General features: G+C 74.6%; 13 protein-coding genes. 7 read left to right on the top strand and 6 right to left on the bottom strand.

From position 1 onward, the window contains the following. Positions 1–41: 41 nt before the first annotated feature. Entirely contained in the window at positions 42–1,163 is a 1,122-nt protein-coding gene (locus AB0881_RS09130; protein WP_366615559.1) for an alpha/beta hydrolase, read from the top strand. Position 1,164: 1 nt separating this feature from the next. Next, the gene (locus AB0881_RS09135; protein ID WP_366615561.1) at positions 1,165–3,570 is read left to right on the top strand and encodes a GMC family oxidoreductase; all 2,406 of its coding nucleotides are present in this window, start codon (positions 1,165–1,167) and stop codon (positions 3,568–3,570) included. Positions 3,571–3,652: 82 nt separating this feature from the next. Here the strand turns inward: AB0881_RS09135 and AB0881_RS09140 are convergent, their stop codons facing one another. The 4 genes from AB0881_RS09140 to AB0881_RS09155 form a co-directional block, all read right to left on the bottom strand. After that, positions 3,653–5,668 (bottom strand): CehA/McbA family metallohydrolase, encoded by a 2,016-nt coding sequence (locus AB0881_RS09140; RefSeq protein WP_366615562.1) that lies wholly within the window; start codon positions 5,666–5,668, stop codon positions 3,653–3,655. Between the two features lie 119 nt (positions 5,669–5,787). Continuing rightward, the gene (locus tag AB0881_RS09145; protein ID WP_366615563.1) at positions 5,788–6,660 is read right to left on the bottom strand and encodes a DUF4429 domain-containing protein; all 873 of its coding nucleotides are present in this window, start codon (positions 6,658–6,660) and stop codon (positions 5,788–5,790) included. An 18-nt stretch (positions 6,661–6,678) separates the two neighbouring features. After that, positions 6,679–7,107 (bottom strand): PPOX class F420-dependent oxidoreductase, encoded by a 429-nt coding sequence (locus tag AB0881_RS09150; protein WP_366615565.1) that lies wholly within the window; start codon positions 7,105–7,107, stop codon positions 6,679–6,681. A 121-nt stretch (positions 7,108–7,228) separates the two neighbouring features. Next, positions 7,229–7,903, bottom strand: coding sequence for a hypothetical protein (locus AB0881_RS09155; protein WP_366615566.1), 675 nt, complete (start codon positions 7,901–7,903; stop codon positions 7,229–7,231). 347 nt (positions 7,904–8,250) lie between these two features. On the opposite strand from AB0881_RS09155, the gene AB0881_RS09160 reads away from it, so the two are divergent. The 4 genes from AB0881_RS09160 to AB0881_RS09175 all read left to right on the top strand — a co-directional run bounded on the left by AB0881_RS09160 (position 8,251) and on the right by AB0881_RS09175 (position 11,053). Then, a complete protein-coding gene (locus AB0881_RS09160) occupies positions 8,251–8,928 on the top strand; it encodes a hypothetical protein (RefSeq protein ID WP_366615568.1) in 678 nt (225 codons plus the stop codon). 173 nt (positions 8,929–9,101) lie between these two features. Next, the gene (locus tag AB0881_RS09165) at positions 9,102–9,590 is read left to right on the top strand and encodes a sigma-70 family RNA polymerase sigma factor (RefSeq protein WP_366615658.1); all 489 of its coding nucleotides are present in this window, start codon (positions 9,102–9,104) and stop codon (positions 9,588–9,590) included. Then, positions 9,587–10,312, top strand: coding sequence for a zf-HC2 domain-containing protein (locus AB0881_RS09170; RefSeq protein ID WP_366615570.1), 726 nt, complete (start codon positions 9,587–9,589; stop codon positions 10,310–10,312). The genes AB0881_RS09165 and AB0881_RS09170 overlap by 4 nt, the downstream gene beginning before the upstream one ends. A 30-nt stretch (positions 10,313–10,342) precedes the next feature. Then, the gene (locus tag AB0881_RS09175; protein ID WP_366615572.1) at positions 10,343–11,053 is read left to right on the top strand and encodes a hypothetical protein; all 711 of its coding nucleotides are present in this window, start codon (positions 10,343–10,345) and stop codon (positions 11,051–11,053) included. A gap of 45 nt (positions 11,054–11,098) precedes the next feature. On the opposite strand, the gene AB0881_RS09180 is transcribed toward AB0881_RS09175, so the two are convergent. Both AB0881_RS09180 and AB0881_RS09185 read right to left on the bottom strand, forming a co-directional pair. After that, positions 11,099–11,935, bottom strand: a complete 837-nt coding sequence (locus AB0881_RS09180) for an ABC transporter permease (RefSeq protein ID WP_366615574.1) — start codon at positions 11,933–11,935, stop codon at positions 11,099–11,101. 11 nt (positions 11,936–11,946) lie between these two features. Continuing rightward, positions 11,947–12,933: an ATP-binding cassette domain-containing protein gene (locus tag AB0881_RS09185; RefSeq protein ID WP_366615575.1), complete on the bottom strand. Its 987-nt coding sequence runs from the start codon at positions 12,931–12,933 to the stop codon at positions 11,947–11,949. Positions 12,934–13,025: 92 nt separating this feature from the next. Between AB0881_RS09185 and AB0881_RS09190 the strand changes: the two genes are divergently transcribed. Continuing rightward, on the top strand, positions 13,026–13,796 hold the full coding sequence (locus AB0881_RS09190) for a TetR/AcrR family transcriptional regulator (RefSeq protein ID WP_366615576.1): 771 nt from the start codon (positions 13,026–13,028) through the stop codon (positions 13,794–13,796). The last annotated feature ends 10 nt before the right edge of the window (positions 13,797–13,806 follow it).

A 13,806-nucleotide genomic window follows, 5' to 3' on the forward strand; every position in this document is an offset into this window, starting at 1 on the left:
CTGGCAAGGTTGGACCGACATTGATCCGGGAGGACTGAGACATGGCACGCCGAATCCGACGATTCTCGGGTGAGGGCGTCAAGGACGCCGCGGTGTCGCTGCATCCGTTCACGACCGAGGACGACCTGCTGCTGACGCTCTCGCGGTTCCACCGCGAGGACAGCGATGACGTCGTCCTGCTCATGCACGGGCTCACCTCCGCCAGCGACCTGTTCACCATGCCGGAGATCCGGAACATGGTGAGCCACCTGCTGGACGAGGGCTTCGGCGACGTGTGGGCGCTGGACTTCCGGATGAGCAACCGCTTCCCGTACAACACCGGCGGGCGGCGCTGGTCCCTCGACGACATCGCGCTGTTCGACTACCCGGCCGCGATGGCCGAGCTGCGCCGGCACATCGGCGACCGGCGGGTGCACGTGTTCGCCCACTGCCTGGGCGCCCTGTCGTTCAGCATGAGCCTGTTCGGCGGCGTGGTCCGCGACGACGACTTCGCCAGCCTCGTGGTCAACAGCGTCTCGCTCACCCCCCGCGTGCCGGCCTGGTCCAAGGTGAAGATGGCGGTCGGCCCCGACTTCGCCGACTACGTCCTCGGCTCGCCGTACATCGACCCGCGGTTCACCGAGGCGCCCAAGCTGAGCGGCCGGTGGCTGATGTCGAAGGTCATCTCGGCGTTCCACCCCGAGTGCGACGAGCCAGCGTGCCACATGCAGAGCTTCATGTGGGCGAGCGGGCGGCCCGGGTTCTTCATGCACGAGAACCTCGCGCCCGAGACGCACCGGCACGACCGCCTCGCCGACATCAACGGCGCCTCGACCGTCCACTACTACCGGCACATCCGCAAGATGGTGAAGGCGGGCAAGGCCGTCCGGTACGACGTGCGCGACCCGAAGCTCAAGGCGCTGCCGGCCGACTACCTGGCCCGCGCCGCCGAGATCACCACGCCGATCCTGTTCACCACCGGCGACCACAACCGGATCTTCACCGACTCCAACATCGTCTGCCACCGGGCGCTGTCGAAGATCGTTCCCGGCCGGCACGAGCTGGAGGTCCTCCCCGGCTACGGCCACATCGACCCGATCCTCGGCAAGAACGCCCACCAGGACGTCTACCCGCGCATCGTCGAGCACTTCAAGAAGCACAGCACCGACCGGAAGGCCGCCTGAGATGTCCGTTCAGCAGAGCACCGAGCACGTCGACGCGGTCGTCGTGGGCTCGGGGTTCGGCGGTTCGGTCGCCGCCTACCGGCTGGCGGAGGCGGGCCAGAGGGTCGTGCTGCTGGAGCGCGGCCGGCCGTTCCCGCCCGGTTCGTTCCCGCGCTCCCCCGCCGAGATGGGGCGCGCGTTCTGGGACCCGGGCCACGGCCTGTACGGCATGTTCGACGTGTGGAGCTTCAAGGGCTGCGACTCCGTCGTGGCCTCCGGGCTGGGCGGCGGCTCCCTCATCTACGCCAACGTCCTGCTGCGCAAGGACGAGAACTGGTTCGTCACCGACAACGCCGACGGCGGCCACGACCCGTGGCCGATCGGCCGCGCCGACCTCGACCCGCACTACGACCAGGTCGAGGACATGATCGACGCGGTGCCGTACCCGCTGGGCCGGGCGCCGTTCGCCGACACCCCCAAGACCCACGCGATGCAGGACGCCGCCGCCGAGCTCGGCCTCAACTGGGCGCTGCCGCCGCTGGCCGTCGGCTTCGCCCCGCGGCGCGGCGCTGCCCCCGGCATCGGCCTGCCGATCGCCGAGCCCGCGTACGGCAACCTGCACGGCGTCCCGCGCCGCACCTGCCGGATGTGCGGCGAGTGCGACATCGGCTGCAACGAGGGCTCCAAGCACTCCCTCGACCACAACTACCTGTCGGCCGCCGCCCATCACGGCGCCGACCTGCGCACCGGCCACGAGGTCAAGGCGATCCGGCCGCGCCCCGGCGGCGGCTACGAGGTCGACCACGTCGTGCACGACATGGACGCCGGCGTCCGGAGCCCGCTGCGGACCATCACCTGCGACCGGCTGATCCTCGGCGCCGGCACGTACGGCACCACCCGCCTGCTGCTGAGGTCGCGCCGGGAGTTCCCCGGCCTGAGCCCGGCGCTGGGCACCCGCTTCTGCGGCAACGGCGACCTGCTGACGTTCCTCCTCAAGGCCAAGGACCGCGACCGCGTCCGGCCCCTGGACGCCAGCCGCGGCCCGGTGATCACCAGTGCGATCCGGCTGCCCGACGAGCTGGACGGCCACCCGGGCGCCGGCCGCGGCGCCTACATCGAGGACGGCGGCTACCCCGGCTTCGTCGACTGGATGGTCCAGCCGCTCGACCTCGGCGACCAGGTCGACCGCGCGGTGAAGTTCCTGTGGGCGCGGTTCACCGAGTTCTTCAGCGGCGCGCCCGACACCAACCTGTCGGAGGAACTGGCCGACCTGATCGGCGACGGCGCGCTGTCGGTCAGCTCGCTGCCGCTGCTCGGCATGGGCCGCGACACCGCCGACGGCGTCCTCGGGCTCGAGGAGGGCCGGCTCACCGCCGACTGGACCAGCAAGAGCAGCACCGCCCACTTCGAGCGGCTGCGCAAGACGATGGAGGGCATCGCCGACGTGCTCGGCGCGGACTACGCCGACAACCCGATGTGGTTCCGCAAGCGCGTCGTCACCGTCCATCCCCTGGGCGGCGCCCCCATGGGGCACCACCCGGCCGAGGGCGTCTGCGACGCCTTCGGCGAGGTGTTCGGGTTCCCCGGCCTGTACATCGCCGACGGGGCGGCGATGCCGGGGCCGGTGGGCCCGAACCCCTCGCTCACGATCGCCGCGATGGCCGACCGGATGGCCACGCGGATCCTGGAGGGCGCGTCCCGTCCCGCCGCCACGGGGGCCGAGCCGGTCGCGGGGACCGGCTCGCCCGGCGGGGTGGTGAGCGGCACGGCGTACGGCACGGAAGCGGGGACCCCGCCCGGCGGGGATTCCGGCCGTACGTCACTGTCGTTCACCGAGGAGATGAAGGGGTTCATCACCTCGGGGACCGACGATCCACGGGCGGGTGAGCTGAGCGAGGACCGCGAGCGGTTCTCGTTCCGGCTCACCATCACCGCCGACGACGTGGATCGCTTCCTGGCCGAGCCCGGGTACACCGCCCGGGCCGAAGGGTGGATCGACGCGGCCGGTCACGGGGGCCGCCGCCCGGTCCAGCGGGGCTGGTTCAACCTCTTCGCGCCGGGGGGCGCCGAAGATCGCCGCCTGATGAAGTACCGACTGCACTTCACCGACGGCGAGGGCCGGCCCCGCACCCTGATCGGCCGCAAGAACGTCCTGCACGGCCCGCCCACCCGCATCTGGCCCGACACCTCGACGCTCTACTGCACGATCCTCGAAGGCCACGCCGACGAGGACGACGCAGAGGACACGGGGGACGCCGGCGACGCGCGGATCCTGGGCGCCGGCGTCCTGCACATCCAGCTCACCGACTTCGCCCGCCAGCTGACGACGTTCCGCACGTCGGGCCCCGCCGGCCCGGCCGCCCTGCTGGACTTCGGCCGCTTCTTCGCGGGCGAACTATGGGAGGTCTACGGCCCTGACCTCGATTAGAAGAGGGCCCCGAGAACGCACGGACCGGGAGAACTGCGGGGTGCTCCCGGTCCGTGCTCTTTCATCGCTCATGCCTCGCGTGTCAGGCGCCGCGGCGGGAGCGGTAGGTGGAGCGGGCCTCGTCGAGGAGGATGAGGTGGTCGGTGAGCTGGGCCGGGGTCTCGATGGTGGCCTGGGCGCGCAGGATCTCCTCGAAGGCGTCGAGGTACTCCAGGCACCAGGCGATGTCCTCCTCGCGGGCGACGTGGCGGCCGCCGACGTGGACGTAGATCGGGCTGGTGTGGGCGTAGGCGCCGGTGTGGTGGTACGAGCGCTCGTGCGGCGGGCCTGAGGCGACGGCGACGACGTAGGTGGGTTCGCCGACGGTGAGTTCGGCGGTGAGTTCGGGGGGCGGGCCTTCGGCGAGGACGCCGTCGGCGGTGCGGATCTCCAGGTGGGCGACCTCGGGGCCGATGGTGCGGGCGGTGATGGTGACACGGTCGCCGGGGGCGGCGTCGAGGGTGTCGCCGGGGGCGAGGCCGGCGGTGTCGAGTTCGAGCCAGGGGCCGGTGGTGGCAAAGGTGCGGCCGCGGCGGATGGCCTCGGCGAACGACGCGGCGGTGAGGGGGCCGTCGACGCGGGCGTAGACGCGTTCCCAGCCGGGCGGGCTGGACTGGTTGCCGCGGCGGGCGAAGGAGAGCATCGCGTCGGTGCCGGCGGTGGCGGCGAGGCGGTTGCCGGCGCCGAGGAGGTGCCGGTAGACGACGGCGGTCGCGTGGATCGAGGAGTGGTTGAGGACGTCGAGGCTGTCGATGAGGCCGAGGGCGGCGTCGGCGACGACCTCCCGGGCCGAGCAGTTGCGGCCGGAGGTGAGGGCGAAGGCGGGCGGGGCGGTGGCGTCGATCGGGATGTGGAACGGGTGGCTGTAGCCGAGGACGGCGCCGAGGTCGCGGAGTTCGGCGCAGCCCTCGCTGTTGGGCGGCCAGTCGGCGGTGCCGAGGAAGCCGGTGTGGTAGCGGCCGGGCGGGGCGTCGACGCCGAACGCGTACAGGTGGCCGAGGAGGTCGTTGCGGTACTCGACGCCGAGGCGGGCGATGTGGGTGGCGTCCGACCAGGGCAGGTCCTGCCCGGCCCAGTGTTCGAGGGCCTCGCGGTCGTAGACGCGCTCGGAGGCGACGTTGCCGGCGACGAGGTTGAGGAGGTGCAGGTCCTCGCCGTGCTGGACGGAGGCGGCGTGGCCGGGGGTGCCGACCATGTCGCCCGTCCAGTTCATGTGGACGTGCATGTCGCCGCCGTACCAGCCGCGGGCGGCGGCGTCGTAGAGGCGGCGGGGCGCCAGTTCGAGGACGGTGCCGTCGCCGGGCGTGAGGGTGCGCTCCTCGGTGGTGTACTCCATGCCGCGGGTGACGCGCACGGTGAGCGGTTCGGCGGGGACGGTCAGGACGAGGTCGTCGCCGTGGAAGTAGGGGCGGCGGTGGGCGTCGAGGCGGGGCGGGGCGCCGTCGGGGTACCAGCCCTGGCCGTCGGCGCCGGTGACCGACCAGCGGCAGGGCATCCCGGCGCGGAGGCGGAGGGTGGCGGGCCGGGCGGGGCGGACGAGGGGCGCGAGGGAGACGCTCTCGCCGCCGGCGGTGACGGGGGTGCCGGGGGTGACGCGCACGAGGCGGGCGCCGCGGGGCGGGAGGTGGTACGCCTCGCCGCCGACGGTGACGGTGACGGGTTCGTCGCGTGCGGAGTCGAGGAGCAGGCCCGTGCTGAACGGGCCGTCCAGGACGGCCTGCGGGCGCGCCTCCAGGCGGGGCGGGGCGCCGGGGGCGAGGCGCAGCGCGGCGAGGTTGTCGAGGACCTGGCCGGCGAGCGCGGCGCGGATGATCTCGTGCGGGTCGAGTTCGGCCATGCGGGCCTCCAGCTCGGCGTCGCCGGCGCCGGGGAAGCGTTCGACCACGAGGTTCAGGCAGGTGATCCAGAAGGCCTGCTCGTCCATGAGGTACGCGCTGGTCTCGATCTGCCGGACGTAGGTGATCGGGTCCTCGCCCCAGGCGGGGCCGTGCTCGTCCAGCAGCCGGCGGTAGTCGCGGAGCGCGTCGCGTACGGCGGGCGGGATGGGGTCGTCGCACATGGGGCCTCCCGGGCTCGGAGTGCCGTAAGGGTGACACGGGGCCGGGCGGCGGCAAAGGGATCGCCTCCGGAAAGAGGGGGCGATATTTCCTACTTGGGAGGAAGATCCTCCTCCGCGGGCTACATTTCGAGCAGCTTGCGCTTGGCGGCGGCGAACTCCTCCTCGGTGAGGACCCCCTCGCGGCGCAGCTCGCCGAGCTCGCGCAGCCGCCGCAGCATGGCGTCGGGGTCGTCGCCGGCGGCGAGGGCGGGCGTGGTCCGCGGGGCGGCCGGTTCGGCGAGCTCGGCGGAGGCGAGGGGGTGCGGGAGCCGGGCCAGGACGGCGGCGGCGAGCAGCGCCGTGGTGCCGCCCTCGCGCTGGATCCCCCACGACAGGGCGAGCGGGTCCTCCTCCGGCGACCGCTCCGGCCGCGGCGTCCGCAGCCGGAAGCGCAGGAACCCGTACCCCATGCCGGCCTGGCGGCCCCATTCGACGCCGGTCACGTCCTTGAGCTCGAACGTCTGCGGCCCGGCGGCGGTCTTGGTGCCGCCGGCCAGCCAGTTCCACTCCAGCCGGATCCGCTCCCCGTCGAACGAGGCGGTGCCGTCGCCCGCCGAGCACGTCAGCGGGACGCCGGGGCCCGGCATCAGGTAGCGGTCGCTGGGCCCCTCGGGGACCTCCCACAGCTGCCGGTAGTTGCGCAGCTCGTCGACCAGGAACCCGGCCGCGCCGCTGCGGTCGGCGCCCACGTTCAGCCGGTACGGGTCGGCGGCGTCGGGCAGCCCGCCGGCGACGGCCTGGGTGAGCGGGTCGGCGCCGTCGCGCAGCCGCAGCCGGAGCCGCCCGCCCTTGCGGCCCGGCTCGTACGCCACGCCCAGGACGGCCTGCAGCGGCACGACCACCTCACCGAGCGCCTTGCGCAGCTTGTGCACCGAACGGTCGCTGCCCGGGACGATCCGTACGACCTCGCCGTCGAATGTCCATGTTCCGTCCCGCGAGGTCACTTCCGCCATGGATGCGATGTTAGGGCGTCAGGCGGGCGGCTGGCCGTACACGCGCTCGACGCGCAGCCGGACGACGACGCGGCGGTCGGCGACCATGGCGCGGCGGTAGTCGTCCCAGTCGGGGTGCTCGCCGCGGATCGCGCGGTAGACGTCGATGAGCTCCTCGACGGCCGCGTCGTGCGGGTCGGCGGCCACCGCGGTCAGCTCGGCGGTGCCCTCGGCGACCGCCCACGACCAGCCGTCGGGCGCGCTGACGTGCAGGGACGCGCGCGGGTCGCGGCGCAGGTTGCGGGCCTTGGCGCGGTCCTCGGTGATCGAGATCCGGATCAGCCGGGCGGCCTCGTCGAAGTGGTAGTTGATGTTGGACAGCTGGGGGCGCCCGTCCTTCTTCAGCGTCGCCAGGACGCCCAGGTCGCGCTCGCCGAGCAGTTTCAGCAGTCCCGCGTGCTCCGTCATCGGCCTCTCCCTCGTCCGTTTCCAGCCCGTCTCCCGGCCCGTCTCCCGGCCCGTCGCACGGGACAACCGCCGGCCGCCGGTGTTGCTTCCCGCGCGGTGCCCCGTTCCCGCGCGGTGCCCGTCACCGGACGGCCAGCCGGGGGAAGTCGAGCACGCGCCCGCCGGGCGGGGCGGACCGGTCGCCCGGCCCGCCCCGCCCGCCCTGCGCCCGCCTGCCCTCGGCCGGGCCGGTGAGCATGTGCCCGCGGAACGCGGCGCCCTTGGCGGTGACCTTGATGGGCTGGAACGCCGCGGGCGGCAGCGCGCAGAAGCCGGTCCGCACGACGTCGCCGTACAGGGACTCCGAGACCGCGTACGCGACGTCGCGGGCGGGCTCGCCGGTCAGCAGGCGGCGCAGCGGCGCCGAGTCCAGCAGCCGCTGCACCACGATCGGGGCGTCGCCGGCGGGCCCGAACGGCCCGGCGGTCATGGTGCCGTGGTGCAGCGCGAGCCGGACGCGCAGGGCGGGCCGGTCGCCGCGCTCGCCGTTCAGTTCCCGCAGCCGGCCGGCCAGGGCGATGACGAAGTCGCCGGCGACCGGCGCGGGGTCCACGTCCTCGGGGAGGGTGGCGAGCTCGCCGTCGCCGCCGACCTGCTTGTCCCAGCGGGCGCGCTCCAGGCCGATGTCGGCCGCGGCCCCGTCGAGCGCCCGGCTCAGCTGGTGCTGCGCGAGCAGCTGCTCGCGGGTGTCCCGCTTGCTGTACGCCTGTATGTCCACGGCCAGAAGCAGCCGGTAGACCAGTCCGTTGCCGTTCACTCCCGATCGCCTCTCGGTCCTCCGAGCGAATCGGGCCGGTTGCCCTCATTCGCTCCAGTGCGGAGTGAGTGTTCGCCTCGTACGGAGAACTCGTGCCGACGCGCCGGGACGCACCTCCTCCTGTGTCGTGTGATGCCGGTGAACGTCCGTTTGGACGTGGGGCGCGGGCGGTGCCGTCGCAGAAGTAAGTAAAAGCTAGCGAACAAGTAAGGGCACCCCTGGAACATTCCAGGTCATATCGGGATCTTTCCCGAGATTCGGTCGCCGTCCGCGTTGAACCTCCCGCCTCCGCACCCGCGTACATCCACCCGACGGACACCCGGACGAGGCGCGGAGGAAGGCCACCCATGACATCCCGGCGGCGGACCGCCGCGGCGCTGGCCGCCGCGGCGGCGGCGAGCGTCGCGCTGGCCGGCTGCGGCGGGTTCCGCGGCGTCGTCCAGGGCGCGTCCGAGAGCGGCGGCGCCTACGGCAGGCCGCAGTCGCCGCCGCCCCCGGAGGCCGTGCCGGGCGAGGGCGCGCCGGGCAACGGGGCGCCCGTCCCCATCACCGCGATCCGGGTCGGTGCCCCCGGCCCGCTGGGCACGATCGTCGCCGACAACGCCGGGCGGACGCTCTACCGCTTCGACCGGGACCGCGCCCGCCCCTCGGCGAGCACCTGCGCGGGCGCCTGCTCGCGCATGTGGCCGCCGGTCCGCTACTCCCCCGAGCTGCGGATCGCCGCCGGCATCCCGCGCGCCCGGGTCGGCCAGGTCACCCGCCCCGACGGCACGCTCCAGCTGACCCTCGGCGGGTGGCCCCTGTACCGCTACGCCCGCGACGCCGCCCCCGGCGACGCGAGCGGGCACGGCGTGAACGGCGCCTGGTACGCCGTCCGCGCCACCGGCGCCAAGGCCGTCCCCGGCGGCGGCACGCCGCTGCCGCCCGGCTTCGGCCCCCGCACCGGCGGGTCGGGCAGCGGCGGCGACGGCGGCGTCCGGCCGCGAACGGCGGGCGGCGGGAGCACCGGCCCGCCCCCTGGCTGAGCACCGGTCACCGCGCACCTCCCCCCGCACCCCACCAGCCGGAGACCCCGATGGCCCACAGAACACCGACCGCAGCGCCGGCCGACCGCGAGCGCGGCCGCCCCGCCGGCGCCGGCCCCTGGAGCTGGTTCCGCGGCCCCCGGCCGGCCGGGGACGTCGACGACCAGGTGCTGGTGAACGAGCTGTACCGGGTGTACGGCCGGCCGCTGCTGTCGTTCGTGCTGCGGCTGACCGGGGGCGACCGGCACTGGGCCGAGGACGTGGTGCAGGAGACCATGATCCGCGCATGGCGCAGCGCCCACCAGCTGGACGCCGAGGCCACGTCCCTGCTGCCGTGGCTGGCCACGGTCGCGCGGCGCATCGTGATCGACGACCAGCGCCGCAAGAACGCGCGGCCGCAGGAGGCGGGCGAGGGCCCGCTGGAGAACCTGCGCGCCCCCGACGGGTTGGAGGACCTCCTGCGCTCGGTAGTCGTCTCCGAAGCCCTCCTGTCGCTGTCACCGGCGCACCGCGAGATCCTGAACGAGACCTTCTTCCGGGACCGCTCCGTCAACGAGGCCGCCAAGGCCCTCGGCATCCCCGTCGGAACGGTGAAGTCCCGGGTCTACTACGCGCTCCGGGCGCTACGCGTCGCCTTGGAGGAGAGGGGGGTGACACCGTGAGCGCGACCATCCAGCACACCGACGTCGGCGCGTACGCCCTGGGCCTTCTGGAGGAGCCCGACCGGCGCGCGTTCGAGCGCCATCTGTCCTCGTGCGCGGCCTGCCACCGGGAACTGGGCACGCTGCGGGGCCTGGCCGCCAGCCTGGACGGCCTGCCGCCGATCGCCGAGGACCCCCTGCCGCCGGCCCGGCCGGATCCCGGCGTGGTCGGCGACCTGCTGCGGCGGCGCCGCGCGGGCGCCCGCCGGCGGCGGGTCTCGCAGGCCCTGGTCGGGGTCGCGGCCGGGCTGGTCCTGATGGGCGGCGCCGCCGGGCTGGGCGTCACCGTCGCCTCGGGCGAGCGGGAGGCGCCGCCGGTGGCGGCCCCGGAGAACGGCGTGGAGGCGCTGTTCCGGGACGGCCGGCGGGTGTCGGCCACCGATCCCGACACCGGCGTGAAGGGCACGGTGGCCATGGAGCACAAGCAGTGGGGCAGCCGGGTCGGGCTGCGGCTGGGCGGCGTCCAGGGCCCGCTGCGGTGCGAGCTGGTCGCGGTGGACCGGGCCGGGCACCGGCACGTGGTGGCCGGCTGGTCGGTCCCGCCCAAGGGGTACGGCCGGCCTGGCTCCCCCGCGCCGCTGGTCATGCAGGGCGGCACGGCGCTGGCCCCCGACGAGATCGCGCGGTTCGAGGTGCGCACGATCGGGGATCACCGGCGGCTCCTGTCGGTCCCCAACGCCTGATCCGCGCCGGATCTCCCCTAATCTGGGAGGGTGAGTGCCACCCGACCCCACGCCCCGTCGCCGCGGCTGACGCTGCCCGCCCTGCGCGAGGTGTACGAGGCGTACGCGCGGGCGGCCGACGAGCTGCCCGCCCTGCCCGGCGCGCTGCAGGCGGAGGTGTGGACGTCCGCGCAGCTCGGCGCGCTGGAGCAGGCCGCGCCGCACGCCGAGGGCCGGCGGGCCGCGCTGGGCGATCTGATCACGGTCCTGCGGGCCGCCGGGACGCCGGGGGCGCAGACGTTCCTGCGGGCGCTGGCGGCGATCGGGCCCGCCGAGGTCCGCCGGATCGCCGCCCGCGCGGCCGCCGAGCTGGGCGAGCTGCCCGAGCCGCCCTGGGCGGGCGCGCTCGGGCAGGTGACGCCCGGCCAGGTGTGGCTGATCCAGGAGGGCCCGCTGGACGGCGACCGCCTGGTGTGCGAGTTCCGCTACGAGGGCGGCGTGGACCTGCACGCCCTGGCGGTGCGGCTGTCGTACGGCGACGCCCCCGGCGAGATCGTCATCGTCGGCGACGTGCGCGCCCTGATGGCCGCGGCCCGGCAGGCGATGCAGGCCGAGCTGTGCGTCGTCCAGCCCTACGACGCGGCCACCGTCGGCCCCCGCTTCCGCGCCGCCCTGGCCGGCGCGGAGACGATCCCCGACGACTGCTACCCGGCCCTGGCCTTGGCCCGCCACCGCGCCGCGGTCCTGCCCGGCGGCGCCTGACCGTCCGCCGGGCCGCCGTCCGGTCGGCCGTCCGGCCGTTGGGGATCAGCGGCTCAGGGCCCGGTAGCGGCGGACCGACAGGGGCAGGAACACGGCGACGATCAGCAGCGGCCAGACGACCGCCATCAGGGCGGCGTTCTCGGCCGCCCATGAGCCGCCGGCGGCCGCGCCGGGGCCGCCGAACAGGTCGCGGCAGGCGGTGACGGTGGCCGACATCGGGTTCCACTCGGCGATCGCGCCCAGCCAGCCGGGCATGGTGCTCGGGGCGATCATGGCGCTGGACAGGAACCCGATCGGCCACACCAGGATCTGGACGGCGGCGACCGACTCGGGGCCCTTGGCGACCAGGCCGAGGTAGACGCCCATCCACAGCAGCGCGAAGCGCAGCAGCAGGAGCAGCCCGAACGCGGCCAGCGCCCGCCCGGCTCCCTCGTGCCAGCGCCAGCCGATCGCCAGCCCGCAGACGATCATCACGGCCAGCGCGGCGACCGAGTGCAGCATGTCGGCGGCGCCCCGGCCCGCGACGACGGCGGACGAGGCCATCGGCATCGACCTGAACCGGTCGGTGACGCCCTTGGCGGCGTCGCTCGCGACGGCGGTGAACGTGGTCTCGATGCCGAACGCCATGGTCAGGGCGAACATGCCCGGCATGATGAACTCCCGGTAGTCGCCGCCGCCGGGCACGTCCATCTGGCCGCCGAACAGGTAGCCCATCATCAGGACGACCATCACCGGGAACAGCAGCCCGACGGCGACCTCGCCCGGCTTGCGGGCCCAGTGCGCCAGGGCACGCCGCGTCATCGTCCAGCAGTCGGCGGCGGCCCAGCGGATCCCGCCCGCCGGGGGGATCGGGTCGGCGGACGTCATGGGCGGAGTGGTCATGGGCGCGATGGTCATGCGCGTACCTCCTGGGTCTTCTGCGTCTTCTGGGCCGGCTCTTCCCGTGCTTCGTCGGTGAGGTGCAGGAACACCTCGTCCAGGGTGGGGCGGCGCAGGCCGATGTCGGCGACGGCGACGCCCGCGGCGTCCAGCTCGCGCACGGCCGCCGTGAGGGCTCCCGCGCGGTCGGCGACCCGCGCGCCGGCGCGCAGGGCGTCGGGGTCGGTGTCGGCCTCGGTCCCGGCGACCCGCGCGACGATCTCCGCGGCGCGGGGGAGGTCGGCGGCGTCGCGGACGACGACGTCGACGCGGTCGCCGCCGAGCTCGGACTTGAGCCGCTCCGGGGTGCCCTCGGCGATCACCCGGCCGCGGCCGATCACCGAGATCGCGGTGGCCAGCCGGTCGGCCTCGTCCAGGTACTGGGTGGTGAGCAGCACGGTGGTGCCGCCGCCGGCCAGCGCGCGCACGGCGTCCCAGACCTCGGCCCGGCTGCGCGGGTCGAGGCCGGTGGTGGGCTCGTCCAGGAACAGCACCGGCGGCGCGAGGATCATGCTGGCGGCCAGGTCGAGCCGGCGCCGCATCCCGCCGGAGTACGTGCCGGCGGGGCGGTCGGCGGCGTCGCCGAGCCGGAACCGCTCCAGCAGCTCGTCGGCCCGCCGCCGGGCCTCCCGCGCGCCCAGGTGGTAGAGCCGACCGAACATCACCAGGTTCTGCCGGCCGCCGAGCACCTCGTCCACCGCGGCGTGCTGCCCGACGAGCCCGATCCGGGACCGGACCCGGGCCGCCTCGCGCACCACGTCGTGCCCGGCGACGCGGGCCCGGCCGCCGTCGGGCCGGGCGAGCGTGGTGAGGACGCGGACGGTCGTCGTCTTGCCCGAGCCGTTGGGGCCGAGCAGCCCGTGCACGGTCCCGGCGGGCACCTCCAGGTCCAGGCCGTCCAGGGCGGCGGTGCCGCCGTAGCTCTTGCGCAGCCCCTCGGCCGCGATCGCGGGCTCGCCCATTCTCCCGCTCCTCTCTCTGTACGTCGTACGGAGTTGACTATAACGTACGTTGTACAGAGTTTCATTCCGCGATCCTCTGCGAGGATGGGGACGTGACGACGGAGTTCAGCGGGACCGGCGATCCGGTCCGCACCCTGGAGCTGCTGTGGGGCGTCCAGGAGCGCCCCCGCCGGGGACCGCGCCCCAAGCTCACCGCCGAGGAGATCGTCCGCACCGCGATCGGGCTCGCCGACGCCGAGGGCCTGGACACGCTGTCCATGCGCCGGATCGCCGAGCGGCTCGGCGTCTCGGCCATGTCGATCTACACCTACGTGCCGGGCAAGTCCGAGCTGATCGACGTGATGCTCGACCGCGCGTACGGCGAGCTGACCCCGCCGCCGGACGGGGCGGGCTGGCGCGCCGCGCTGGAGCACATCGCGCGCGGCAGCTGGGCGCTGTTCCACCGCCACCCGTGGATGCTCCAGGTCGCCACCGGCCGCCCCCCGCTGGGGCCTCACTTGGTGGAGAAGTACGAGTTCGAGCTGCGCGCCGTCGAGGGGCTCGGCCTGACCGACGTGGAGATGGACTCGGTGGCGGCACTGGTCAACGGGTTCGCCGAGAGCTCGGCCCGCGTGTCGGTCCACACCGCCGAGGTGGGCCGGCGCACCGGCATGACCGACGAGCAGTGGTGGGAGGCGGCCGCGCCGTTCGTCGCCAAGGTCGTCGACCCCGAGCGCTACCCGCTGGGGCACCGCGTCGGCACCGCCGCGGGCCAGGAGTACGGCGGCGCCGTCGGCCCCGGCCACGCCTTCGAGTTCGGCCTCGCGCGCGTCCTGGACGGTGTCGAGGCCCTGATCGCCTCCCGCGCGGACCCCGCCGGATGAGGCGCGCGGA

Origin of the sequence: Spirillospora sp. NPDC029432 (genome assembly GCF_040703975.1) — a bacterium.
Classification (GTDB): domain Bacteria; phylum Actinomycetota; class Actinomycetes; order Streptosporangiales; family Streptosporangiaceae; genus Spirillospora.

Coding starts and splice junctions, on each gene's coding strand:
- AB0881_RS09180 (WP_366615574.1), bottom strand. CDS start 11,935: ATGACCACTCCGCCCATGACGTCCGCCGACCCGATCCCCCCGGCGGGC.
- AB0881_RS09150 (WP_366615565.1), bottom strand. CDS start 7,107: ATGACGGAGCACGCGGGACTGCTGAAACTGCTCGGCGAGCGCGACCTG.
- AB0881_RS09185 (WP_366615575.1), bottom strand. CDS start 12,933: ATGGGCGAGCCCGCGATCGCGGCCGAGGGGCTGCGCAAGAGCTACGGC.
- AB0881_RS09140 (WP_366615562.1), bottom strand. CDS start 5,668: ATGTGCGACGACCCCATCCCGCCCGCCGTACGCGACGCGCTCCGCGAC.
- AB0881_RS09145 (WP_366615563.1), bottom strand. CDS start 6,660: ATGGCGGAAGTGACCTCGCGGGACGGAACATGGACATTCGACGGCGAG.
- AB0881_RS09135 (WP_366615561.1), top strand. CDS start 1,165: ATGTCCGTTCAGCAGAGCACCGAGCACGTCGACGCGGTCGTCGTGGGC.
- AB0881_RS09130 (WP_366615559.1), top strand. CDS start 42: ATGGCACGCCGAATCCGACGATTCTCGGGTGAGGGCGTCAAGGACGCC.
- AB0881_RS09160 (WP_366615568.1), top strand. CDS start 8,251: ATGACATCCCGGCGGCGGACCGCCGCGGCGCTGGCCGCCGCGGCGGCG.